Source organism: Streptomyces sp. NPDC006516 (assembly GCF_040611875.1).
Taxonomy (GTDB): Bacteria; Actinomycetota; Actinomycetes; order Streptomycetales; family Streptomycetaceae; genus Streptomyces.
In genome coordinates this window covers 84,618-107,934 of the sequence record NZ_JBEXPD010000020.1, presented here as the reverse complement: position 1 = coordinate 107,934, position 23,317 = coordinate 84,618, and the positions used below count along the sequence as shown (strand labels likewise).

Sequence of the window (23,317 nt, the reverse complement as noted above, 5' to 3'; positions counted from 1 at the left end):
GGAGGCGGAGTGCGGGTGCGGATCCCGGCCGCGTACGGCGAAGGGGCGTAACCCCTCGGGGGGTTCAGCCCGTGCGGCGCAGGGCCTCGCTCAGCCGCGCCGCGGAGTCGATGACGGCCTGCGCGTGCATCCGGCCCGGGTGGCGGGTGAGCCGCTCGATCGGTCCGGAGACGGACACCGCCGCGACGACCCGGTTCGAGGGACCGCGGACCGGGGCGGAGACGGAGGCCACACCGGGCTCGCGCTCGCCGATCGACTGGGCCCAGCCCCGGCGGCGTACGCCGGAGAGGGCCGTCGCCGTGAAGCGGGCCCCCTGCAGTCCCCGGTGCAGACGCTCCGGCTCCTCCCAGGCCATCAGGATCTGGGCGGAGGAACCCGCCTTCATGGTGAGGGTGGAGCCGACCGGCACGGTGTCCCGCAGACCGGACAGGCGTTCCGCCGCCGCCACGCAGATGCGCATGTCGCCCTGCCGCCGGTAGAGCTGCGCGCTCTCGCCCGTGATGTCGCGCAGGTGTGTGAGTACGGGTCCGGCCGTCGCCAGGAGGCGGTCCTCGCCGGCCGCGGCCGCGAGCTCCGCGAGCCGGGGACCGAGAATGAACCGGCCCTGCATGTCCCTCGCCACCATGCGGTGGTGTTCGAGTGCCACGGCCAGTCGGTGAGCCGTCGGCCGTGCGAGCCCTGTCGCCGCGACCAGCCCGGCGAGGGTGGCCGGACCGGACTCCAGGGCGCTCAATACCAGAGCTGCCTTGTCGAGAACGCCGACGCCGCTAGAGTTGTCCATACGACGATACTCGCGTCTCACTCTGTGAAACGCAAGTTCAATTTTCCCCGGAAGTTGCGAACCTGTACGTGCGGCCGTACGACGGCCCACAGCCACCGCCCCGCTCGGGGGTCCGGACGGCGGCACCCGAATCTCTAGTTGGGCCGGCGAGGATGCCGGCCGGAGGGAAAGCGATGGGTAGGACACTCGCGGAGAAGGTCTGGGACGACCACGTCGTCCGGCGCGCCGATGGCGAGCCCGACCTCCTCTTCATCGATCTGCACCTGCTGCACGAGGTGACCAGCCCGCAGGCGTTCGACGGCCTGCGTCAGGCCGGCCGCCCGGTGCGGCGACTCGACCTCACCATCGCCACCGAGGACCACAACACCCCGACCCTCGACATCGACAAGCCGATCGCCGACCCGGTCTCGCGCGCCCAGCTGGAGACCCTGCGCAAGAACTGCGCGGACTTCGGCGTGCGGCTGCACCCGCTGGGCGACGTCGAGCAGGGCGTCGTGCACGTGGTCGGCCCGCAGCTCGGCCTGACGCAGCCCGGCACCACCGTCGTCTGCGGCGACTCGCACACCTCCACCCACGGAGCGTTCGGGGCCCTGGCCTTCGGTATCGGCACCAGCCAGGTCGAGCACGTCCTGGCGACCCAGACGCTGCCGCTGGCCCGGCCGAAGACCATGGCGATCACCGTCGAGGGCGAACTCCCCGACAGTGTCACCGCCAAGGACCTGATCCTGGCGATCATCGCGCGGATCGGCACCGGCGGCGGCCAGGGCTACATCCTGGAATACCGCGGCTCCGCCATCGAGAAGCTCTCGATGGAGGCCCGGATGACCATCTGCAACATGTCGATCGAGGCCGGCGCCCGCGCGGGCATGATCGCCCCGGACGAGACCACCTTCGCCTATCTGAAGGGCCGCGACCACGCGCCCGAGGGCAAGGACTGGGACGCGGCGGTGGAGTACTGGAAGACGCTGCGCACCGACGACGACGCCGTCTTCGACGCCGAGGTCGTCATCGACGGCGCCTCGCTCGCGCCGTTCGTCACCTGGGGCACCAACCCGGGCCAGGGCGCGCCGCTGTCGGCCAACGTCCCCGACCCCGCTTCGTACGAGGACGCCTCGGAGCGCCACGCCGCCGAAAAGGCGCTGGAGTACATGGGGTTGACCGCCGGCCAGCCGCTGCGCGAGATCGACGTCGACACGGTCTTCGTAGGTTCCTGCACCAACGGACGCATCGAGGACCTGCGCAACGCGGCCGCGATCCTGGACGGCCGCAAAGTCGCCGACGGCGTACGGATGCTGGTCGTCCCGGGCTCCGTCCGGGTCGCCCTCCAGGCCGTCGAGGAGGGCCTGGACAAGGTCTTCACCGCCGCCGGCGCCGAATGGCGGCACGCGGGCTGCTCGATGTGCCTCGGCATGAACCCCGACCAGCTGGCCCCCGGTGAGCGCTCCGCCTCCACCTCGAACCGGAACTTCGAGGGCAGGCAGGGCAAGGGTGGCCGTACCCACCTGGTGTCCCCGCAGGTCGCCGCCGCCACCGCCGTGCTGGGCCATCTGGCCTCGCCGGCCGATCTGTCCGACGTCCGTACGCCCGCCGGAGTCTGAGAGTCATGGAAGCATTCACCGCACACACCGGCCGGGCCGTCCCGCTGCGCCGCAGCAACGTCGACACCGACCAGATCATCCCCGCGCACTGGCTGAAGAAGGTCACCCGCGACGGATTCGAGGACGGGCTCTTCGAGGCCTGGCGCAAGGACGAGAACTTCGTCCTCAACCGCCCGGAGCGCAAGGGTGCCTCGGTCCTGGTCGCCGGTCCCGACTTCGGCACGGGTTCCTCCCGTGAGCACGCCGTCTGGGCACTCCAGAACTACGGCTTCAAGGCCGTCATCTCCTCGCGGTTCGCGGACATCTTCCGGGGCAACTCCCTGAAGAACGGTCTGTTGACCGTCGTCCTCGGCCAGAAGGACGTCGACGCGCTGTGGGACCTGACAGAGGCGGACCCGACCGCCGAGATCACCGTCGACCTGGAGAAGAGGCAGGTCCTCGCGGAGGGCGTCACGGTCGACTTCGAGCTCGACGAGAATGCCCGCTGGCGACTGCTGAACGGCCTCGACGACATCAGCCTCACCCTTCAGAACGAAGCGGACATTGCGACTTATGAGGCGGCCAGGCCGTCCCACAAGCCGCGTACAATTGTCGCCTGAGCAGCGCTTTTCCCGAACTGCGCCCCCTGCCGCATGGCAGGGGGCGCAGTCGCTTGTTGAGACCCCCTCGGGCGACAACTCGCCCCAGATGGCACAATCGGTGCATGGAACGCGACAGCCAACTCGAGCTCTATGGCCACGTCGCCGACCGATTGAAAGAAGCGCACGCAAGGGTGCGCACACTGCAAGTCCCGGAGGGCGTACGGATGGCGCTGTCCCGGAAGCTGTTGGCCGTCACGGCCACGGCTAAGCACGATCTCCCAGGCGCGGCAAGACGTCTGGACCGTTTGATGAAGGACCTCGACGAGGGCCGATTCCCCGAAGGTGACTGACTCTGCGGACGGCGCAGCGGTCGACTTCGTTGCGGCACTAGGGTGATTAGCCCGTTTCGTGTTTGATTTGCGGTATATATCTGCCTAACGTGCGAAAAAGCCTGAACAGTTTCGTTCCGGCAATGTCTCCGAAGGGGAAGACGTGAACAAGGCGCAGCTCGTAGAAGCGATTGCCGACAAGGTCGGCGGCCGCCAGCAGGCCGCAGACGCAGTCGACGTGGTACTCGACGCGATCGTCCGCGCGGTTGTCGCGGGGGACCGGGTCTCGGTCACCGGCTTCGGCTCGTTCGAGAAGGTCGACCGCCCCGCCCGGTACGCCCGTAACCCGCAGACCGGCGAGCGCGTGCGGGTCAAGAAGACCTCCGTGCCCCGCTTCCGTGCGGGACAGGGCTTCAAGGACCTGGTGAGCGGCTCCAAGAAGCTCCCCAAGGGCGGCGAGGTCTCCGTCAAGAAGGCCCCCAAGGGCAGCCTCTCGGGCGGTTCTTCCACCCGGACGACGGCCAAGGCCGCCGCGAAGAAGGCCACGGCCAAGAAGGCCACGGCGCGCAAGACCACCGCCGCGGCGGCGAAGAAGACGGCCCCGGCCAAGAAGACCACCGCCAAGAAGACCACCGCGGCGGCCAAGAAGACCACGGCGACGGCGAAGAAGGCGACCCCGGCGAAGAAGACGACCGCGACGAAGAAGACCGCCGCCGCGAAGACCGCGCCCGCGAAGAAGACCACGGCGAAGAAGGCGCCCGCGAAGAAGACCACGGCGCGCACGACCACAGCCAAGAAGGCCACCGCACGCAAGAAGTGAGACCGGGCACCGCTCGTTCTCGTACGCGCCGGGCCGGGCTCCCCTCGGGGAGCCCGGCCCGCGGGCTGTTCAGGGGCGCTTCAGAGCGTCTGGAGCGTCACCAGGGTGATCCGCAGGGAGTCGCCCTCGCCCTCGGTCTCGATGCGCACCCGCTGCCCCGCACGCAGCAGCCGCAGCCCGCCCGCGTCGAAGGCGGCCGCGTCGAAGTCCACCGGGGTGCCGTCGTCGAGGAGCACGCTGCCGGTACGGCTCTCGGGGTCGTACGTGAACGAGGTGGCCTGCATGAGCGGCAGCCTATCGGTCCCCGGCGGCCACCAGCGGGGCCGCGGGGCCGGCCGTGAACCGCCCCACCCCCAGCGCCAGCGCCGCCGCGAGATCCTCGCCCGTGTCCACGTCCCTGCGGACCGAATCGAGGCCCGGCAGCTCGATCTCCACCGCGCCCGAAGCCAGATGCCGTGCCCTCGACGCGCCGCCGAAAGCCGGCCGCAATTCCACCCCGGGTGCAGCGGAAAGAAAAGTGGTACCGATTTCCTGTGCGTCGCAGACAAATGTACGGGGGAATTCTGCGGCGAAATCGAGCACCCGCGCCAATTCCTCCGGACGCAGTGCGGGCAGATCCGCGTTCAGCACCGCGACCGCCACAGCCCCGCGTCGTGCGCGCACCGAGCGCGCGCCGTGCTCCAGCGCGGCGTTGAGACCTGCCGCCGGGACGTCCGCCACCGTGCGCGCGCCCAGGGCGGCCAGAGCCGCACCGGCCACCGCGTCGTCCGTGACGACCACCACATCGCCCACCGCCCGGCAGGACAGCGCCGCCGACACGGTGTCCTGGGCGAACGCCAGGGCCAGCCGCGGACGCAGATCTCCTCCCACGGCCCGGCCCAGCCTGCTCTTGGCCCGTGCGAGCGGTTTCAGCGGGACGACCAGGGACCAGGGGCCGGTCGGGTCGGTGTTCGTGGCGATCTCCCCCTCCGTACGCATCAGGACTTATTCTCGCCTGCCGGCACGACAACCCGGAGGTCCGCCCCCACGGGTGAGGCGTACGGTGTTCTCCACACAGCAGGGACCCCGGCCGGGCACAGCAGTGCCGCCGTCCCCGCAGCAGCTCAGTCCCTAGAGGAAGGCGTCCGAGTGTCCCGCCCCAGAATCGGTTTCTGGTACCGCCTGGCCGCGGTCATCGCAAAACCGCCCCTGGTGGTTCTGTTCAAGCGTGACTGGCGGGGAATGGAACACATTCCGGCCGAGGGCGGATTCATCACGGCGGTCAATCACAACTCGTATCTGGACCCGCTGTCCTACGGGCATTTCCAGTACAACACCGGCCGCGTGCCGCGGCTGCTCGCCAAGGCGGGGCTGTTCAGGACCCCGTTCGTCGGGATGATCCTGCGCGGCACCGGGCAGATCCCCGTCTACCGGGAGTCGACCAACGCTCTCGACGCCTTCCGCGCCGCCGTCGACGCCATCGAGCGGGGCGAGTGCGTCGCCTTCTACCCCGAGGGCACGCTCACCCGGGACCCCGACATGTGGCCGATGGCAGGCAAGACCGGCGCCGCCCGCGTCGCGCTGATGACGAAGGCCCCCGTCATCCCCGTCGCCCAGTGGGGCGCCAACCTCGCGATGCCGCCGTACGCCAAGGAGAACAGGCTCCAGCTGTTCCCCCGCAAGACCCTGCGGGTGCAGGCGGGACCGCCGGTCGACCTCTCCCGCTACTACGGCCTCGAACCGACCCCCGACGTGCTGCGCCAGGCCACCGAGACCATCATGGCCGCTGTCACCGCCCAGCTGGAGGAGGTGCGCGGCGAGAAGGCCCCGGCCGAGCTCTACGATCACCGCAAGGCCCGTGCTGAACAGCGGCGCAAGGCAGAGGGAAAGGGATCCACGTGACGCACCCCGCCAAGGCTGCCGTCTTCGGAACCGGCTCATGGGGTACGGCCTTCGGCATGATCCTCGCCGACGCCGGCTGCGAGGTCACCCTCTGGGGGCGCCGCGCCGAGGTCGCCGAGGCCGTCAACCGGACGCGCACCAACCCCGAATACCTGCCGGGAATTGAGCTCCCCGCCTCGATCAGGGCCACCACCGACGCGGCCGAGGCGCTGCGTGGCGCCGACTTCGCCGTCCTGGTGGTGCCTTCCCAGACGCTGCGCGCCAACCTCGCCGACTGGACCCCGCACCTGGAGTCGAAGACGGTCCTCGTCTCCCTCATGAAGGGCGTCGAACTGGGCACGGCCAAGCGGATGAGCGAGGTCGTCGAGGACGTCACGGCGGTCCCGGCGGACCGCATCGCCGTCGTCACCGGCCCCAACCTCGCCAAGGAGATCGCCGAACGCCGCCCCGCCGCGGCCGTCGTCGCCTGCTCGGACGAGAGCGTCGCCCAGCGGCTCCAGGCCGCCTGCCACACCCCGTACTTCCGGCCGTACACCAACACGGACGTCGTCGGCTGCGAGCTCGGCGGAGCGGTGAAGAACGTCATCGGCCTCGCCGTGGGCATCGCCGACGGGATGGGCCTCGGCGACAACGCCAAGGGCTCGCTCATCACCCGCGGGCTCGCCGAGACCACCCGCCTGGGACTCGCGATGGGCGCGGACCCGCTCACCTTCTCCGGACTCGCTGGGCTCGGCGACCTGGTGGCCACATGCTCCTCGCCGCTGTCGCGCAACCACACGTTCGGCACCAACCTCGGACGCGGGATGACGCTCCAGGAGACGGTCGCCGTCACGAGCCAGACCGCCGAGGGCGTCAAGTCCTGCGAATCGGTGCTCGATCTGGCGCGCCGGCACGGCGTCGACATGCCGATCACGGAGACCGTCGTCGGCATCGTCCACGAGGGCAAGCCGCCGGTGGTCGCGCTCAAGGAGCTGATGTCGCGCAGCGCCAAGCCCGAGCGGCGCTGACTCGGGCCCTACCAGCAGGTACGCTCATCGCGATATGAGCAGCCAGAACCTCCCCCAGAGCCCTGAGAGCCCCCTGAGCTCCGAGCAGAGCTCCGCGCCGGGCCGCAAGCCGCGCGTGGCCGTCGTGTTCGGTGGCCGCAGCTCCGAACACGGCATCTCGGTCGTCACGGCCGGCGCCATCATGAGCGCCATCGACCGGACGAAGTACGACGTCCTGCCGATCGGCATCACCAGGGACGGGCGTTGGGCCCTCACGTCCGACGACCCGGCCCGCATGGCCATCACCGACCGGCAGGTGCCGGACGTGGAGCAACTGGCCGGGTCCGGCACCGCACGCGGGTCCGTGACGCTCTCCGTCGACCCCGGAAACCGCGACGTCGTCGTCGGGGAGCCCGGTGCCGTGCCCACGGTCCTCGGACAGGTCGACGTCGTCTTCCCGATGCTCCACGGCCCCTACGGCGAGGACGGCACGCTCCAGGGACTCCTGGAGCTCTCCGGCGTGCCGTACGTCGGCTCCGGTGTCCTGTCCTCGGCCGTCGGCCAGGACAAGGAGTACATGAAGCGGGTGTTCATCTCCTTCGGGCTTCCGGTCGGCCCGTACGAGGTCGTACGGCCCCGCGAATGGGAGTCGGACCGCCCCGCCGCCCGCAAGCGCATCATGGAGTTCGCCGCCGAGCACGGCTGGCCGCTCTTCGTGAAGCCCGCCCGGGGCGGCTCCTCCATGGGCATCACGAAGGTCGACGACCCGGCGGGACTCGACGAGGCGATCGAGGAGGCCCGGCGGCACGACCCCAAGTTCCTCGTGGAGTCCCTGCTGCGCGGCCGGGAGATCGAGTGCGGTGTGCTGGAGTTCGAGGACGGGCCGCGCGCCAGCGTGCCCGCCGAGATCCCGCCCGTGACCGCGCACGACTTCTACGACTTCGAGGCCAAGTACATCGACTCGGCCGCAGGTCTCGTGCCCGCGCCGCTCACCGACGAGCAGACCGCCGAGGTCCAGCGGCTGGCCGTCGACGCCTTCGAGGCCGCCTCCTGCGAGGGACTGGTGCGCGCCGACTTCTTCCTCACCGAGGACGGCACCTTCGTCATCAACGAGATCAACACCATGCCGGGCTTCACGCCGATCTCGATGTACCCGCGCATGTGGCAGGCGAGCGGGGTGGACTACCCGGAGCTGGTGGACCGGCTGATCACCTCCGCGCTGAACCGACCCACCGGCCTGCGCTGACGCGGGTCCTCGCGCGCCGGCAGAGTCACAGACTGTCGGGGACCGTCTTCTTCACGGGTACGGCGAACGCCGACAGAGGGGTGATGTCATGGGCGTACTCCGTCCCGAGCGTCACCTCGACATACGCCTTGCGGTACGTGGTCGTGAACCGCGGACCGGCGTCATCGCGCTGCTCCAGCAGCCAGTTGACGCCGTCCGCGTCCACACCCTTGGCCTGGGAATCATCCATCCGTGCGGGGCGGGGGACGCCGCAGCGCAGTACGATCGCCCCGTCCCCCCAGCCGGCGGTCAGGTCCGAAGCCGGTGAGGGATCGCTCCGCTCCAGACCGGCGACGGTCCGTGGCAGCTCCTCGTGCAGTGCCTCGCAGTACCCGGCGGCCTCCGACGACGGCGTGGGCACCGTCACCGAGGGCTGCGTGCCGGAGGAACAGCCCGCCACCGTCAGGACGAACAGGGCGGCGGACGGAGCGAGAACGCGGCATCGGGGGGACCGGCGACGGGTGTGAGTCACCGGACCAGCGTAGACAGGGGTCAGAGGTGGACGACCGGGCAGGTCAGGGTACGCGTGATGCCGTCCACCTGCTGGACCTTGGCGACCACCATGCGGCCGAGCGCGTCCACCGTGTCGGCCTGCGCGCGCACGATCACGTCGTAGGGGCCTGTGACGTCCTCTGCCTGGATCACTCCCGGAAGCTTGGCGATGGTCTCGGCGACGATCGACGCCTTGCCCACCTCGGTCTGGATAAGGATGTACGCCTGTACCACGGAACCTCCAGGGCGGCCACGAGGATCATGTGGGGGAAAGGGACGCCACGTTATCGCGTTGCCCCGGGCCACGGGGAGACCTGCGGGCCGGTCGACGTCCACAGCGTGGCGCGTGCACCACGGAAGTTGACGTATCTCTTGACGGTACCGACAGCAGGTGGGGCTCGCGACCGCAAGCCCACCGAGGCGGAAGGGGGACGGTGATGCCTGCACGTCCCGGGGCCATGGCCCCCCGTGGGCCCCTCGCCCACGGTCCGGGTCTCCGGCCGCCGAAGCAGCCCGGACAGGTGTCCGGTGCGATAGATGAGAGGTGAGACTCGGTGAAGGGAACCGTGGGCGAGTTGGGGGAGTTCGGGCTCATCAGAGAGCTCACGTCCCGGCTCACCACCACTCCGGCGGTACGGCTGGGACCCGGCGACGACGCCGCGGTCGTCGCCGCTCCCGACCGCAGGGTCGTGGCCAGTACGGACATCCTGCTGGAAGGGCGGCACTTCCGCCGCGACTGGTCGACGGCGTACGACGTCGGGCGTAAGGCCGCCGCCCAGAACCTCGCCGACATCGCGGCCATGGGCGCCGTGCCCACCGCGCTGCTCCTCGGCCTCGTCGTCCCGGCCGATCTGCCGGTCACCTGGGCCGCCGAGCTGATGGACGGCCTGCGCGACGAGTGCCAGGTCGCCGGGGCGGCCGTCGTCGGCGGCGACGTCGTCGGCGGCGACACCATCACCGTCTCGATCACCGCGCTCGGCGACCTGCGCAACCACGAGCCCGTCACCCGGGCCGGTGCCCGGCCCGGCGACGTGGTGGCCGTCACCGGATGGCTCGGGTGGTCCGCGGCCGGATTCGCCGTGCTCTCCCGGGGTTTCCGCTCGCCCCGCGCCTTCGTCGAGGCCCACCGGCGTCCCGAACCGCCGTACCACGCGGGCCCGGCGGCGGCCGGCCTGGGCGCCACCTCCATGACCGACGTCAGTGACGGACTCGTCGCCGACCTCGGGCACATCGCGGAGGCCAGCAAGGTCCGCATCGACCTGCGGTCCGGGCTCATCGACATCCCCTCGCAGATGTCCGACATCGGCCAGGCCGTGGGCGTCGACCCGCTGCAGTGGGTGCTCACCGGGGGAGAGGACCACGCGATCGTGGCGACCTTCCCCGCCGACGTGAAGCTCCCCGCCCGCTGGAAGGTCATCGGAGAGGTCCTCAACCCCTCGGCGCTGCCCCAGGTCACCGTCGACGGGGCGCCCTGGACGAGCAAGGGCGGCTGGGACCATTTCGGATCCATCGAGGACTCCCAGTAAATTCCGGGGCATGACCGCACCTGCGCCGATACCGCCCCGTGTCCTCACCGTCGCCGGATCAGACTCCGGCGGCGGTGCGGGTATCCAGGCGGACCTGAAGACGATGCTGGCCCTCGGAACCCACGGCATGAGCGTGCTGACCGCGGTGACGGCCCAGAACTCGCTCGGCGTGCGGGGAGCCTGGGAACTTCCGGTCGACGCCGTACGCGCCCAGTACCGCAGTGTCGTCGACGACATCGGCGTCCAGGCGGTGAAGACCGGCATGCTGTCCTCGGCCGCACTCGTCGAGACCGTCGCGGAACTCCTCGCGGCGACGGACGCGCCCGTGGTCGTCGACCCCGTCGGCGTCTCCAAGCACGGGGACGCGCTGCTGGCCGCCGAGGCCCTCGACTCCGTACGCACGCGCCTGCTGCCCGTCGCCACGGTCGCCACCCCGAACCTCGACGAGGTGGCACAGCTCACCGGCACCACCGTCACCGACGAGGCCGGGATGCGGCGGGCCGCCGCGCAGATCCTCGCGTACGGCCCGCGCTGGGTGGTGATCAAGGGCGGTCACCTGCCAGGCGAGGCCGTGGACCTGCTGACGGACGGCAGCGAGGAGCACTGGCTGCGCGCACCGAGGCTCGACAACCGGCACACCCACGGCACCGGCTGCACCCTCGCCTCCGCCATCGCCTGCGGACTGGCCCGGGGCCAGGACGTGCCGGCCGCCGTCAGGGGCGCGAAGGAGTACGTGACCGGCGCGATCAGGGGCGGCTTCGCGCTGGGCGCCGGGATCGGCCCGGTCGACCACGGCTGGCAGACACGCAGCGCCCGCTGAGGCCGGTCCGCCGGAGCACAGCAAAAAGCCGGTCCACCGAGGTGGACCGGCTTTTTGGGCAACCGGAAGGCTGCGCTACGACGGGGACGTCAGCGCGCGACCTTGCCGGCCTTGATGCACGAGGTGCAGACGTTGAGCCGCTTCGGCGTCCGACCGACCACGGCACGCACGCGCTGGATGTTGGGATTCCAGCGACGGGACGTACGGCGGTGCGAGTGCGAAATGCTGTTGCCGAAGCTCGGCCCCTTGCCGCAAACGTCGCAGTTGGCAGCCACGGGTCACTCCAAAGACTTCAGATGCACTTACAGTGAATTCCGGCACGCCGGAATCATTTTACTGAAGTGGCGGTACCGGAGGGATTGTCCCGACTCTCGTCGGGCAACCGAAGCAGCATACAACGGCTGCGTCGGAGATACGAAACTACCACGGCTCCCCGAGCACTCCGTCCCGCACCTCTGCCCGCCCGGCCTGAGGACGAGGGCTACTCTGCGGTGCAGCCAGCCCCCCCACGGCCGCCCCAAGGAGGACCAACGGTGCCGCAGTTCCCCGACGATCTCGACGCCGTCGCGGTGCGCACCTGGTGCTCACTGGCCCTGGAGGCCCTCGGCCGGGAGCGTGCGGCCATCGACGCCATCAACGTCTACCCCGTCGCGGACGGGGACACCGGCACCAACCTGTACCTGACCGTGGAATCCGCCGCGGCGGCGGTCGAGGCGGTCTTCGCCGCCCATGAGACCGGCGCCACCGCCCCCGCCACCGCGGACGCCGTACGTGCCATGGCGCACGGGGCCCTGATCGGCGCCCGCGGGAACTCCGGCACCATCCTGGCCCAGTTGCTGCGCGGCATGGCGGGGGTGCTGGCCGAGTCGGGTGACGCGGATCATGTGCGCGCCGCGCTGAAGGAGGCCGCCGCCGCGGCCCGGCTGGCCGTCGCCCACCCCGTCGAGGGCACGGTGCTGACCGTCGCCACCGCCGCCGCGGCAGCGGCCGGTGCCACCGTCGGCGAGGGCCTCACGGAGGTGCTCGACGCGGCGTACGAGGGCGCTCGCCAGGCCCTCGCCCGGACCCCCGGCCAGCTCGCCGTCCTCGGACGGGCCGGAGTCGTGGACGCGGGCGGACAGGGCCTGGTGGCCGTCCTCGGGGCGCTGCTGGAAGCGGCCGGCGGGCGGCGCGGGGAGCGCGCGGTACCGTCCGCCCCCGAGATCCCGCCCCTGACCGGTGACTGCGCGGAGGCTGACCCGGACGGCGGCCCGGCCTTCGAGGTCATCTACCTCCTGGAAGCCCCCGACGACGCGGTCGACCGCCTGCGGAACAGGCTCGACGCCCTGGGCGAATCCCTGGTCGTGGTCGGCGGGGACGGCCTGTGGAACGTCCACGTCCATGTCGACGACGCCGGGGCGGCCGTCGAGGCGGGGGTCGAGGCGGGCCGGCCGTACCGCATCCGGATCACACACTTCGCAGCCGACCGGATCAGGGCCGACCGGGAGCCCGTCCAGCGCGCCGTCGTCGCCGTGGTCCCCGGCGACGGGCTCTCCGAGCTGTGCATCGAGGCCGGGGCGACCACCGTGCTGGCCCGCCCCGGCGAACCCCCCGCCAGCGGCGAGCTGGTGGACGCGATCCGCCGGGCCCACGCCCGTGAGGTCGTCCTGCTGCCCAACGACGCGCAGCTGCGCCACACCGCCGCCGCGGCAGCCGAACAGGCCAGGGCCGAAGGCGTCCGCGTCGCCCTGGTCCCCACCCGCGCCGCCGTGCAGGGCATCGCCGCCCTCGCCGTCCACGAACCCGGCCGCAGCTTCGACGAGGACGTCGTCGCCATGACCTCGGCGGCCGGCGCCACCCGGTACGCCGAACTGGCCGTCGCCGAGCACCGGTCGTGGACCATGGCGGGCATCTGCCAGGCCGGCGACATCCTCGGCCTGATCGACGGCGACGTCGCCGTCATCGGCGAGGACGTCCCCGGCACGGCCCGCACGGTCCTGGACCGCATGCTCTCGGCCGGCGGCGAACTCGTCACCCTGATCCTCGGCGAGGACGTGCCCGACTCCCTGGCCGAGGAACTCGGCGAGCACGTCCGGGAGGGCTACCTCGCCGTCGACACGGTCGTCTACCGGGGCGGCCGCCAGGCGGCACCCCTGCTGATCGGCGTGGAGTGACACCGCGCGCCGCTGCGCCCGGCGACATCTGTCAGTGGCGTGGTGTGCAATGGAGTGCGTGTCCGCTTTCGATGAACCCCTCAAGAAGCTGCTCGGCGGAGCCACCGCGAAGGTGATGGCCGAACACCTCGACCTGCACACGGTCGGGGATCTGCTGCACCACTACCCGCGGCGCTACGAGGAGCGGGGCCGCCTCACCGCGCTCACCGAACTGCCGCTGGACGAGCACGTGACGGTCGTCGCACAGGTCGCCGACGCGCGGGTCATGATGTTCAACAACGGCCGGGGCAAGCGGCTCGAGGTCACCCTCACCGACGGGAGCGGCAGACTCCAGCTGGTCTTCTTCGGACACGGCGTCCACAAGCCCCACAAGGAGCTCCTGCCCGGCCGCAGGGCGATGTTCGCGGGCAAGGTCTCCGTCTTCAACCGGAAGATGCAGCTCGCCCACCCCACCTACCAGCTCCTCGACGCCCATGACGAGGGTGAGGCGACCGAGGCCGTGGACGCCTTCGCGGGGCAGCTGCTGCCGATCTACCCCGCCTGCAAGCAGCTCGACTCCTGGCGGATCGCCAAGGCCGTCGACACGGTCCTGCCCAGCGCCCCGGAGGCCGTGGACCCGCTGCCCCCTGCGCTGCGCGAGGGGCGCGGATTCGTCCCCCTGCCCGAGGCGCTCCTCAGGATCCACCGCCCGCAGACCAAGGCGGACATCGCGGCCGCGCGGGACCGGCTGCGCTGGGACGAGGCTTTCGTTCTCCAAGTCGCCCTCGCCCGCCGCCGCTACGCCGACACCCAGCTTCCGGCGGTGGCCAGGAAGCCCGTGTCCGCCGGGGTGCTCGACGCCTTCGACGCCACCCTCCCCTTCACCCTCACCGAGGGCCAGCAGAAGGTCACCGGAGAGATCTTCGACGCCCTGGCCACGGAACACCCCATGCACCGGCTGCTCCAGGGAGAGGTCGGATCCGGCAAGACGCTCGTCGCGCTGCGGGCCATGCTCAGGGTCGTCGACGCGGGCGGCCAGGCGGCGATGCTCGCGCCCACCGAGGTGCTCGCCCAGCAGCACCACCGGTCGGTCACCGAGATGATGGGCGAACTCGCCGAAGGAGGGATGCTCGGCGGCTCCGACAAGGGGACGAAGGTCGTGCTGCTCACCGGTTCGATGGGCACCGCGGCCCGCCGGCAGGCTCTGCTCGACCTCGTCACCGGCGAGGCCGGGATCGTCATCGGCACCCACGCGCTGATCGAGGACAAGGTGAAGTTCCACGACCTCGGCCTCGTCGTCGTCGACGAGCAGCACCGCTTCGGCGTGGAGCAGCGCGACGCACTGCGTTCCAAGGGGAAGCAACCGCCCCACCTGCTGGTCATGACGGCCACCCCCATCCCCCGTACGGTCGCGATGACCGTCTTCGGTGACCTGGAGACCTCCGTACTCGACCAGCTCCCGGCCGGCCGCTCGCCGATCGCCAGCCATGTCGTGCCGGCCAAGGACAAGCCCCACTTCCTCAGCCGCGCCTGGGAACGCGTCCGCGAGGAGGTGGAGAACGGCCACCAGGCGTACGTCGTCTGCCCCCGCATCGGCGACGACGCCGACGAGGCCGCGGCGAAGAAGGGAAAGCCCGCCGCCGGCGAGGACGCCGAGAAGCGGCCCCCGCTCGCCGTCACGGACATCGCCGAACAGCTCGCCAAGGGCCCGCTCGCCGGTCTGCGCATCGAGATCCTGCACGGCAGGATGCAGCCCGACGACAAGGACGACGTCATGCGCCGGTTCGCGGCGGGGCAGGTGGACGTCCTGGTCGCCACCACCGTGATCGAGGTCGGGGTGAACGTCCCGAACGCCACCGCGATGGTGATCATGGACGCGGACCGCTTCGGCGTCTCCCAGCTGCACCAGCTCAGGGGCCGTGTCGGCCGCGGCAGCGCCCCCGGACTCTGCCTGCTGGTCAGCGAGGCCCACGAGGCGAGCCCCGCCCGCGCCAGGCTCTCCGCGGTCGCCGCCACACTCGACGGCTTCGAGCTCTCCCGCATCGACCTCGAACAGCGGCGCGAGGGCGATGTCCTCGGCCAGGCCCAGTCCGGCGTCCGCTCCTCGCTGCGGGTGCTCAGCGTCATCGACGACGAGGAGGTCATCGCGGCGGCCCGCGAGGAGGCCGTACGCGTCGTCGCCGCCGACCCCTCCCTGGAGACGCTGCCGGAGCTGCGCATCGCCCTCGACGCACTGCTGGACAAGGACCGGGAGGAGTACCTCGACAAGGGGTGACCGGGCGGATCCGCGCCGACGCCATATCGTGGGAGCACGGCACGCGTCCCGTCCTGTGTGCCGCCCGCGACCCGAGGACCGACACCCATGACCCGCGTGATCGCCGGCTCGGCCGGCGGACGCCGCCTGGCCGTCCCGCCCGGCACCGGCACCCGCCCCACCTCCGACCGTGCGCGCGAGGGCCTGTTCTCCACCTGGCAGGCGCTGCTGGGCACGCTCGACGGCATCCGTGTCGCCGATCTGTACGCCGGATCCGGCGCCGTGGGCCTGGAGGCGCTCTCGCGCGGAGCGGCCCACGCGCTGCTCGTGGAGGCCGACGCCACGGCCGCGCGCACCGTCCGCGACAACATCCGGACCCTCGGTCTGCCCGGTGCCGAATTCCGGGCGGGCAAAGCCGAGCAGATCGTGACGGGACCGGCGCCCTCCGCCCCGTACGACGTGGTCTTCCTCGATCCGCCCTACGCCGTCACCGACGACGATCTTCGGGAGATCCTGCTCACACTCCGTGCTCAGGGGTGGCTCACGGGCGACGCTCTCGTCACGGTGGAACGGAGCACCAGAGGCGGGGAATTCAACTGGCCCGAAGGATTCGAGCCACTGCGGGCGCGTCGTTACGGCGAAGCCACGTTTTGGTACGGTCGCGCCGCCTCTACGTGCGAAGACGCACGATGACCGCACCGGAGAGCGAGGGAACCACGTTGCGCCGCGCCGTCTGTCCGGGGTCGTTCGACCCCATCACCAACGGACATCTCGACATCATCGGACGAGCCTCGAAGCTGTACGACGTCGTGCACGTCGCCGTGATGATCAACCAGTCCAAGAAGGGTCTGTTCACCGTCGACGAGCGGATCGAGCTGATCCGCGAGGTGACGGCGGATTTCGGCAACGTGCAGGTCGAGTCCTTCCACGGCCTGCTCGTCGACTTCTGCAAGCAGCGCGACATCCCGGCCATCGTGAAGGGCCTGCGGGCCGTCAGCGACTTCGACTACGAGTTGCAGATGGCCCAGATGAACAACGGTCTCTCCGGGGTCGAGACGCTCTTCGTGCCGACGAACCCGACGTACAGCTTCCTGTCGTCCTCCCTGGTCAAGGAGGTCGCCACCTGGGGTGGCGACGTGGCGCACCTGCTTCCGCCCACCGTCCACGAGGCCCTCGTGAAGCGTCTCGGCGAGAAGTGATGCGCTGACCGCCCGTCACCAGGTGTCGGACGGGAGGCGACTGGCCTTACAGTCGTCCCGTCCGTCTCCAACAGCAGCAGAGAGTGGCGAGCACACGGTGGACGTGCAGAAGAAGCTCGACGAGATCGTCGAAACGGTCGGGAACGCCCGCTCCATGCCCATGTCGGCGTCCTGCGTGGTCAACCGCGCCGAGCTGCTCGCGATGCTCGAGGAGGTGCGCGACGCGCTCCCCGGCTCGCTCGCCCACGCCGAGGAGCTCATCGGCGGCCGTGAGCAACTCGTGGAGCAGGCCAGGCAGGAGGCCGAGCGGATCATCGAGTCCGCCCGCGCCGAGCGCGGCTCGCTGATCTCCGGCACGGAGATCGCCCAGCGCGCCCAGGCCGAGGCCGACCGGATCCTGTCCGAGGCCCGCAGGGAGGCCGACGAGGTCCGCGCCGAGGCCGACGAGTACGTCGACAGCAAGCTCGCCAACTTCGAGGTCGTCCTCACCAAGACCATCGGCTCCGTCGACCGCGGCCGGGAGAAGCTCCTGGGCCGTGGGGCGGGCGTCGACGAGCAGGGCTACGAGGACCCCGACTTCGCGGAGGCGCCCGAGCGCAGCGCCGACCCCGAGACGCTCCGCAGGCGGGCCGACGACTACGTGGACACCAAGCTCGGCGCCTTCGAGGCCGTGCTCGCCAAGACGCTGGAGGCCGTCGGCCGGGGGCGGCAGAAGCTGCACGGCCGGGTGGCCACCGACGAGCTCGGCGCGCACATGGCGGCACAGGACGCCGCGGGCGGTCGGCCGCACACGAGTGACGAGGACCACTGGGCGGGCCTGGCCGAGCTCTCCACCCCCGAGCCGGTGGAGAGCCCCCAGCCCCACTCCTACGCGGAGCCCGTACAGCCGGCCTACGCGCCGGTGGCCGGCTACCAGGACCCCACGCAGAACGCCTTCCCCGCGCAGGTCCGGCCCGAGCAGGAGTACGCCCAGACGTACGGCTACCAGGACCAGCAGCAGGGCCAGGCCGACCCCTACGCCGCCTACCCGCAGCAGACCGACCCGTACGCCGCCTACCAGCAGCAGGCCTACGACCCGAACCAGCAGCAGGACTACGGCTGGCCGCAGCAGGCCCAGGCGCCCGCGCAGCAGGGTGAGAGCGCGCTCGACGAGACCAGCCTCTTCGACACGAGCATGATCGACCTGGAGCAGCTGCGCCGCTACGAACAGGGCCGCTGACCGGACGGGCCCGACCGGATTGGGAGCTGGGCGGTACGTCCAGTATCCTGGCTCTTCGGTCGCGCGTATGTCCGCGATCCCGGCTGCCCTCCTCCTTCCGGACGGAGGCGGCCCACCCTGAGCCGCACCACGCACATGATCTCGAAAGCAGGAAAAGCCCTGAACGGCCACCTCGACCATCGCAGTCCTCTCGTGTTCGACACGCGCGAGCTGGGCCGGCGTCCTGGTGCCATGAAGCGGCTGACCCGCACGGCGGAAGCACCGAAGGACCTCGGCATCGACGGGGTCATCGGCGTTCCGGAGAACGCGCCCCTGGCGCTGGACCTCCGCCTCGAGTCCGTCATGGAAGGGGTGCTTGTCACAGGCACCGCCCGTGCGACGGCCGAGGGGGAGTGCGTAAGGTGTCTGGAGCCGCTGACCCTCGAGGTCGAGGCGGACTTCCAGGAAATGTTCTCGTACCCTGACGCCGATGACCGGAACCGCAGCAGGACCGCGGACCCGGTCGACGACGCCGAGGACGACGAGGACAGGTTCTTTCTCGAGGACGACTCGTTCGACCTCGAGCCTGTGCTGCGTGACGCGGTGGTGCTCGCACTGCCGCTGCAGCCGGTGTGCAAGGAGACCTGTGCCGGTCTGTGTTCCGAGTGCGGAATCAGGCTGGACGAGAATCCCGGCCACCACCACGACGTCGCCGACATCCGTTGGGCGGCACTGCAAGGACTCGCCGAGACCGTTCAGGACGGCGAGAAGGACAACATGGGCGGCGCCGAACCTGGCGTCGACGAGAAGCAGGAGAAGTAGCCGTGGCTGTTCCGAAGCGGAAGATGTCGCGCAGCAACACGCGCCACCGCCGGTCGCAGTGGAAGGCTGCGGTCCCCACCCTGGTTTCGTGCGAGCGTTGCCAGGAGCCGAAGCTCCAGCACATTGCGTGCCCGAGCTGCGGCACCTACAACAAGCGCCAGGTCCTCGAGGTCTGAGCGGCTGGTGAGAGGCCCGATGTCTGAGTTGTCCAGCGCCAAGAAGCAGGCAGACAACATCAACACAGCCTCGTCCCACACGCTTCTGGAAGGGCGGCTCGGGTATCACCTCGAGTCCGCCCTTCTGGTGCGTGCGCTGACCCACCGCTCGTACGCGTACGAGAACGGCGGTCTGCCCACCAACGAGCGGCTCGAATTCCTCGGGGACTCGGTGCTCGGCCTGGTGGTCACGGACACGCTGTACCGCACCCACCCCGACCTGCCCGAAGGCCAGCTGGCCAAGTTGCGGGCCGCGGTGGTCAACTCACGTGCGCTTGCGGAAGTGGGCCGCGGCCTCGAACTCGGTTCCTTCATCCGGCTGGGCCGCGGTGAAGAGGGCACGGGTGGCCGGGACAAGGCTTCCATCCTCGCCGACACACTGGAAGCGGTGATCGGCGCCGTCTATCTCGACCAGGGCCTCAGCGCGGCCTCGGAGCTGGTCCACCGGCTCTTCGACCCGCTGATCGACAGGTCCTCCAACCTCGGAGCCGGCCTGGACTGGAAGACCAGTCTCCAGGAGCTCACCGCGAGCGAGAGCCTCGGAGTCCCCGAGTACCTCGTCACGGAGACCGGTCCCGACCACGAGAAGACCTTTACTGCTGCTGCTCGCGTCGGTGGTGTCTCGTACGGCACCGGCACCGGCCGTAGCAAGAAGGAAGCGGAGCAGCAGGCGGCGGAGTCCGCCTGGCGCGAGATCAGCGCCGCCGCGGAAGCGCGGGAGGCGGCGGCCAAGGCCGCTGCCGACGGAGGGGCCGCCGACACCCCTGCCGTCCCGTCGCCGCACTCGGACGCAGCTCCGGCCTGAACCAAGGGAGAACCCCTCGGTGCCCTGGTGCACCGGGGGGTTCTCGCTGTCCTGCCACCTCCCCGAAGGAGTGCCCGCCGTGCCCGAACTGCCCGAGGTCGAAGTCGTGCGGCGGGGTCTGGAGCGCTGGACCGCCGGGCGGATCGTCGAGGCCGTAGAGGTCCTGCATCCGCGCGCGGTCCGCAGGCATCTCGCGGGCGGCGCGGATTTCGCCGCCCGGCTGCGTGGGCTGCGCTTCGGCACGGCGATGCGCCGGGGCAAGTACCTCTGGGTGCCCCTCGACGAGGCCGGCTCCTCACTCCTGGGCCACCTGGGCATGAGCGGCCAGCTGCTCGTCCAGCCCGAGGCGGCCGCCGACGAGAAGCACCTGCGCATCAGGATCCGCTTCGACGACGCCCTCGGGACCGAGCTGCGCTTCGTCGACCAGCGGACCTTCGGCGGGCTGTCGCTGCACGAGAACACCCCGGAGGGGCTGCCCGACGTCATCGCGCACATCGCGCGGGACCCCCTGGACCCCGCCTTCGACGACGCCGCCTTCCACGCGGCGCTGCGCCTGCGCCGTACGACTCTCAAGCGCGCGCTGCTCGACCAGTCCCTGATCAGCGGGGTCGGCAACATCTACGCGGACGAGGCGCTGTGGCGCAGCCGGCTGCACTACGAGAGGCCGACCGCGACCCTGACCCGCCCGAGGACGACAGAGCTGCTCGGCCATGTCCGCGACGTGATGCGTGAGGCCCTCGAGCAGGGCGGCACCAGCTTCGACAGCCTGTACGTCAACGTCAACGGCGAGTCGGGCTACTTCGACAGGTCGCTCGACGCCTACGGACGCGAGGACGAGCCCTGCCGCCGCTGCGGTACGCCGATGCGGCGGCGGCCCTGGATGAACCGCTCCAGTTACTTCTGCCCGCGCTGCCAGCGCCCCCCGCGTATCTCCCCGGCCTCCTGAGGACCGGGCTCCGCCGCCCCCGGGGTCAGGCATCGCCAGGCGGGATCCGGCCTCACCGGTCGGGACCCGGCCTCAGCCCGCGTGGGCGGCGTCGTATCGTGCCCGGGCCTCGATGACCTCGGGCATGCGGCCCTCGACGAGCCGGATCAGCTCCAGCAGCCGGGTGGTGACCTCGCGGCCGAGGTCCGTCAGCTCGTAGTCGACGCGCGGCGGGTTGGTGAACTGCGCCTCCCGCAGGACCAGGCCGTCGCGCTCCAGCGCGTGCAGCGTCTGCGAGAGCATCTTCTCGCTGACCCCGTCGACCCGTCGGCGCAGTTCGTTGAAGCGGGCGCCGCTCTCGTACAGCGCGCCCAGGGTCAGGCCGCCCCAGCGGCCGGTGACGTGCTCCAGCGTCCCGCGCGAAGGGCAGAGCCGGGAGAACACGTCGAAGGGCGAACCGTCGTCGTCGGTCACCGGAAGCGTCTCGGTCTCGCCCATGACGCAAGCTTACGCCCGCGCAGCGCTCACTCACGGTGAGCGCTGCGCGGGCGCGGTGGCCGCAGCGTACGGCGTATCAGCGGGTCACGACGGAGGTCTCGCTCGCCCCCGAGGTGGTTCCGTCGGCGTACAGGACGGAGACGCGGTAATAGACCGTGGTCTCCGAGGGGACGGCCGGGTCCTTCCAGTTCCAGGTGGTGCCGGCACCCTTCGGTTCCGTACGGACCAGATCGAAGACCCCGGTCTGCGGGTTCCAGCGGTGGATGGCGAAGCCGGAGACCTCACCGAGGGTCTCGGAGCTGCCGAGGGCCCAGGAGAGCCAGGCGTTCTGATCGGAGCCGAGGTAGGCGAGCGGTGCGCCCGTCGCCGCCGGGGCCGTCGGTCGGAGGTCCAGCTCGGTGACGTCGACGGCCGTCGCGCCGGCCGCGGGGGTCAGCTGGTTCCCGTACTGGTCGACGGCGACGACGGCGTAACGGACCTGCTGGCCGTCGGCGGGCACGGCGTCGTGGAACGTCGTCTCCTCGACCTCCCACGGCTGGAAGTTCGAGGGGTGGGGCACGGGGGTGTACGTCCACTGCCCGTCCACGAGTGCGCCGCGCAGCACGCGGTAGTGGTCGAGTCCGGGGTCGGTGCTCGCCTCCCAGGAGAGGGTGACGCCGTTCGCCTTCGGGACGGCGCTCACCCCGGCGACGGCGGCGGGCGCGGTCCTGTTGCCCACGACGGCGACGGAGAGCGCGGCGGACGGGGTACCGCCGTTGCCCTCGTGGTCCAGGGCGACGACGTGGTAGGCGTACGTGGCTCCGGCGGGCGGGGCGGCGTCGGTGAAGGAGGTGCCCCTGATGCCCTTGCCGACCTCCGTGCGCGTGGCCGTGCTGGTTCCCGGGCGGCTGGTCCGGAAGACCGAATAGCCCGCGAAGTCCGCGCTGGTCACCGCCGAGGCGTCCCAGGTCACGGTGACGCCGGCCTCGCTCTCGGAAGCCCGGGCGCCGAGCGCGGTGTCGACCGGGCCGGTGAGGTCGTCGCTGTAGTACACGGCGGTACCGGAGGGCGCGGACTCGTTGCCGTGGGTGTCGACGGCGGTGACCACGTAGTAGTAGGTGTCACCGGTCTGCGGCAGCGGTCCGGTGTAGCCGCCGCCCGACGTGGCCAGCAGGTTGGCGGCGGTCAGGGCGACCGGATGTGAGGTCGAGCGGTACACCCGGAACTCGGCGAAATCGGGCTCGCCGTTGCCGTCCCAGTAGAGGGTGACCTTGGTGGGGTTGCCGATGGCCCAGTTGTCCTCGACACCCTTCGGGGCGGAGGGAGCCGTCCGGTCGACCGTGGTGACACCGGCGTCGGCGGTGCCCGACGAGGTGTTGCCCGCCTTGTCGTACGCGCGTACCTCGTAGTAGTAGACGTTGCCGTCCTTGGGTACGGCCGTGTCGGTGTATGTGGTCGACGTCGTCGTCGCCAGGGCCTTCGCCGGGTAGGCCGCGCCCTTCAGCCGGCGGTACACGCGGTAGCCGGCGAGGTCCATCTCCTTGTTCCTGGCCCAGCTGATCTTCGTGGACGTCGTGGTGGTGCTGTAGGCGACGGTGGTCCCGGTCGGGACGAGCGGCTTGACCTTGTCGACGGTCGCAGAAGTGCGCGGAGTGTAGGCGAACTTGACGTCGGCGGCGCCGGTCCAGTTCACGAAGTCGACGCGCAGGCTGTGGGTGCCGGACGGGATCGTCAGGTTGACCGTCTTCGAGACGGCCGTGGCGACGTTCTTCCACATGTCGAGCTTGCGTACGCCGTCGACGTACACGCGTATGCCGTCACGGGCGGACGCGGTGAAGGTGAACGGCCCGCCGGAGCCGAAGTCGCGGGTCGTGGACCAGCGGACGCCGAAGTCGTTGGACGGCATGCCCTTGTAACCGGGTGCGCCCGTGCCCCAGTTCTGGTCGATCACGGAGTCGCAGTCGGTGCCCTTGGGCGTCCCGGAGAACGTGGTGTTCGCGTAGAACGTCCGCTTGAAGACGGGCGATGCGCAGGTGACGGCTGCGGAGGCCGGGGCGGCGGTGACGAGCAGGCCACCCGCGGTGGCGAGCACCACCGCGCTCGCGGTGGCCACCGTGGTGCCTCTGGGTCGGTTCATGCGTTCCTTCGGTCTTGATCATCTGTGGCGGGATGTGACTGCCGAAAGATCAAG

The 23,317-nt window shown here is 70.8% G+C and carries 26 protein-coding genes; 18 read left to right on the top strand and 8 right to left on the bottom strand.

What is annotated here, in order from left to right:
- Positions 1-64: 64 nt before the first annotated feature.
- A complete protein-coding gene (gene ndgR / locus ABZY45_RS33410; protein WP_014048551.1) occupies positions 65-781 on the bottom strand; it encodes an IclR family transcriptional regulator NdgR in 717 nt (238 codons plus the stop codon).
- A 173-nt stretch (positions 782-954) separates the two neighbouring features.
- Between ndgR and leuC the strand changes: the two genes are divergently transcribed.
- The 4 genes from leuC to ABZY45_RS33390 all read left to right on the top strand — a co-directional run bounded on the left by leuC (position 955) and on the right by ABZY45_RS33390 (position 4,109).
- A complete protein-coding gene (leuC, locus tag ABZY45_RS33405) occupies positions 955-2,379 on the top strand; it encodes a 3-isopropylmalate dehydratase large subunit (RefSeq protein WP_356746015.1) in 1,425 nt (474 codons plus the stop codon).
- 5 nt (positions 2,380-2,384) lie between these two features.
- Positions 2,385-2,978: a 3-isopropylmalate dehydratase small subunit gene (gene leuD / locus ABZY45_RS33400; protein WP_356746014.1), complete on the top strand. Its 594-nt coding sequence runs from the start codon at positions 2,385-2,387 to the stop codon at positions 2,976-2,978.
- Between the two features lie 104 nt (positions 2,979-3,082).
- Positions 3,083-3,310, top strand: coding sequence for a hypothetical protein (locus ABZY45_RS33395; protein ID WP_356746013.1), 228 nt, complete (start codon positions 3,083-3,085; stop codon positions 3,308-3,310).
- A 142-nt stretch (positions 3,311-3,452) separates the two neighbouring features.
- Complete coding sequence (locus ABZY45_RS33390; protein WP_356746012.1) at positions 3,453-4,109, top strand: HU family DNA-binding protein; 657 nt, start codon at positions 3,453-3,455, stop codon at positions 4,107-4,109.
- A gap of 80 nt (positions 4,110-4,189) precedes the next feature.
- Here the strand turns inward: ABZY45_RS33390 and ABZY45_RS33385 are convergent, their stop codons facing one another.
- Both ABZY45_RS33385 and cofC read right to left on the bottom strand, forming a co-directional pair.
- Complete coding sequence (locus ABZY45_RS33385) at positions 4,190-4,393, bottom strand: hypothetical protein (protein ID WP_356746010.1); 204 nt, start codon at positions 4,391-4,393, stop codon at positions 4,190-4,192.
- A gap of 10 nt (positions 4,394-4,403) precedes the next feature.
- Complete coding sequence (cofC, locus tag ABZY45_RS33380; protein ID WP_356746009.1) at positions 4,404-5,087, bottom strand: 2-phospho-L-lactate guanylyltransferase; 684 nt, start codon at positions 5,085-5,087, stop codon at positions 4,404-4,406.
- A gap of 150 nt (positions 5,088-5,237) precedes the next feature.
- Here cofC and ABZY45_RS33375 point away from each other — a divergent pair, with 150 nt between their 5' ends.
- Genes ABZY45_RS33375 through ABZY45_RS33365 form a run of 3 tightly spaced genes read left to right on the top strand, consistent with a single transcriptional unit; the run spans position 5,238 to position 8,222 of the window.
- A complete protein-coding gene (locus tag ABZY45_RS33375; protein WP_356746008.1) occupies positions 5,238-5,990 on the top strand; it encodes a lysophospholipid acyltransferase family protein in 753 nt (250 codons plus the stop codon).
- Complete coding sequence (locus ABZY45_RS33370; RefSeq protein ID WP_356746007.1) at positions 5,987-6,997, top strand: NAD(P)H-dependent glycerol-3-phosphate dehydrogenase; 1,011 nt, start codon at positions 5,987-5,989, stop codon at positions 6,995-6,997. The genes ABZY45_RS33375 and ABZY45_RS33370 overlap by 4 nt, the downstream gene beginning before the upstream one ends.
- A gap of 34 nt (positions 6,998-7,031) precedes the next feature.
- Positions 7,032-8,222, top strand: coding sequence for a D-alanine--D-alanine ligase family protein (locus ABZY45_RS33365; protein ID WP_356746006.1), 1,191 nt, complete (start codon positions 7,032-7,034; stop codon positions 8,220-8,222).
- Between the two features lie 25 nt (positions 8,223-8,247).
- Here the strand turns inward: ABZY45_RS33365 and ABZY45_RS33360 are convergent, their stop codons facing one another.
- A complete protein-coding gene (locus ABZY45_RS33360) occupies positions 8,248-8,733 on the bottom strand; it encodes a DUF3515 domain-containing protein (protein ID WP_356746005.1) in 486 nt (161 codons plus the stop codon).
- A gap of 20 nt (positions 8,734-8,753) precedes the next feature.
- On the bottom strand, positions 8,754-8,987 hold the full coding sequence (locus ABZY45_RS33355; RefSeq protein ID WP_056791028.1) for an Lrp/AsnC ligand binding domain-containing protein: 234 nt from the start codon (positions 8,985-8,987) through the stop codon (positions 8,754-8,756).
- A gap of 320 nt (positions 8,988-9,307) precedes the next feature.
- Here ABZY45_RS33355 and ABZY45_RS33350 point away from each other — a divergent pair, with 320 nt between their 5' ends.
- Together ABZY45_RS33350 and thiD are read left to right on the top strand one after the other, a co-directional pair.
- Positions 9,308-10,279 (top strand): thiamine-phosphate kinase, encoded by a 972-nt coding sequence (locus ABZY45_RS33350; RefSeq protein WP_356746004.1) that lies wholly within the window; start codon positions 9,308-9,310, stop codon positions 10,277-10,279.
- Positions 10,280-10,289: 10 nt separating this feature from the next.
- A complete protein-coding gene (gene thiD, locus ABZY45_RS33345; protein WP_356746003.1) occupies positions 10,290-11,099 on the top strand; it encodes a bifunctional hydroxymethylpyrimidine kinase/phosphomethylpyrimidine kinase in 810 nt (269 codons plus the stop codon).
- A gap of 89 nt (positions 11,100-11,188) precedes the next feature.
- Here thiD and rpmB read toward each other — a convergent pair whose 3' ends face one another.
- Complete coding sequence (rpmB, locus tag ABZY45_RS33340) at positions 11,189-11,374, bottom strand: 50S ribosomal protein L28 (protein WP_003965989.1); 186 nt, start codon at positions 11,372-11,374, stop codon at positions 11,189-11,191.
- A 258-nt stretch (positions 11,375-11,632) separates the two neighbouring features.
- Here rpmB and ABZY45_RS33335 point away from each other — a divergent pair, with 258 nt between their 5' ends.
- From ABZY45_RS33335 to mutM, 9 genes are all read left to right on the top strand, one after another.
- On the top strand, positions 11,633-13,252 hold the full coding sequence (locus ABZY45_RS33335) for a DAK2 domain-containing protein (RefSeq protein ID WP_356746002.1): 1,620 nt from the start codon (positions 11,633-11,635) through the stop codon (positions 13,250-13,252).
- 49 nt (positions 13,253-13,301) lie between these two features.
- The gene (gene recG, locus ABZY45_RS33330) at positions 13,302-15,506 is read left to right on the top strand and encodes an ATP-dependent DNA helicase RecG (RefSeq protein ID WP_356746001.1); all 2,205 of its coding nucleotides are present in this window, start codon (positions 13,302-13,304) and stop codon (positions 15,504-15,506) included.
- Positions 15,507-15,593: 87 nt separating this feature from the next.
- A complete protein-coding gene (gene rsmD, locus ABZY45_RS33325; protein ID WP_356746000.1) occupies positions 15,594-16,178 on the top strand; it encodes a 16S rRNA (guanine(966)-N(2))-methyltransferase RsmD in 585 nt (194 codons plus the stop codon).
- A 26-nt stretch (positions 16,179-16,204) separates the two neighbouring features.
- Complete coding sequence (gene coaD / locus ABZY45_RS33320) at positions 16,205-16,684, top strand: pantetheine-phosphate adenylyltransferase (protein WP_356746024.1); 480 nt, start codon at positions 16,205-16,207, stop codon at positions 16,682-16,684.
- 97 nt (positions 16,685-16,781) lie between these two features.
- Positions 16,782-17,903 (top strand): cell division initiation protein, encoded by a 1,122-nt coding sequence (locus ABZY45_RS33315; protein WP_356745999.1) that lies wholly within the window; start codon positions 16,782-16,784, stop codon positions 17,901-17,903.
- Positions 17,904-18,038: 135 nt separating this feature from the next.
- Complete coding sequence (locus tag ABZY45_RS33310) at positions 18,039-18,704, top strand: DUF177 domain-containing protein (RefSeq protein WP_356745998.1); 666 nt, start codon at positions 18,039-18,041, stop codon at positions 18,702-18,704.
- A 2-nt stretch (positions 18,705-18,706) separates the two neighbouring features.
- A complete protein-coding gene (gene rpmF, locus ABZY45_RS33305; protein WP_003965982.1) occupies positions 18,707-18,880 on the top strand; it encodes a 50S ribosomal protein L32 in 174 nt (57 codons plus the stop codon).
- Positions 18,881-18,899: 19 nt separating this feature from the next.
- Positions 18,900-19,724: a ribonuclease III gene (gene rnc / locus ABZY45_RS33300; protein WP_356745997.1), complete on the top strand. Its 825-nt coding sequence runs from the start codon at positions 18,900-18,902 to the stop codon at positions 19,722-19,724.
- 79 nt (positions 19,725-19,803) lie between these two features.
- Complete coding sequence (gene mutM, locus ABZY45_RS33295) at positions 19,804-20,670, top strand: bifunctional DNA-formamidopyrimidine glycosylase/DNA-(apurinic or apyrimidinic site) lyase (protein ID WP_356745996.1); 867 nt, start codon at positions 19,804-19,806, stop codon at positions 20,668-20,670.
- A 72-nt stretch (positions 20,671-20,742) separates the two neighbouring features.
- On the opposite strand, the gene ABZY45_RS33290 is transcribed toward mutM, so the two are convergent.
- Positions 20,743-21,147 (bottom strand): helix-turn-helix domain-containing protein, encoded by a 405-nt coding sequence (locus ABZY45_RS33290; RefSeq protein ID WP_356745995.1) that lies wholly within the window; start codon positions 21,145-21,147, stop codon positions 20,743-20,745.
- A 76-nt stretch (positions 21,148-21,223) separates the two neighbouring features.
- Positions 21,224-23,263: a PA14 domain-containing protein gene (locus ABZY45_RS33285; RefSeq protein ID WP_356745994.1), complete on the bottom strand. Its 2,040-nt coding sequence runs from the start codon at positions 23,261-23,263 to the stop codon at positions 21,224-21,226.
- Positions 23,264-23,317 lie beyond the last annotated feature (54 nt).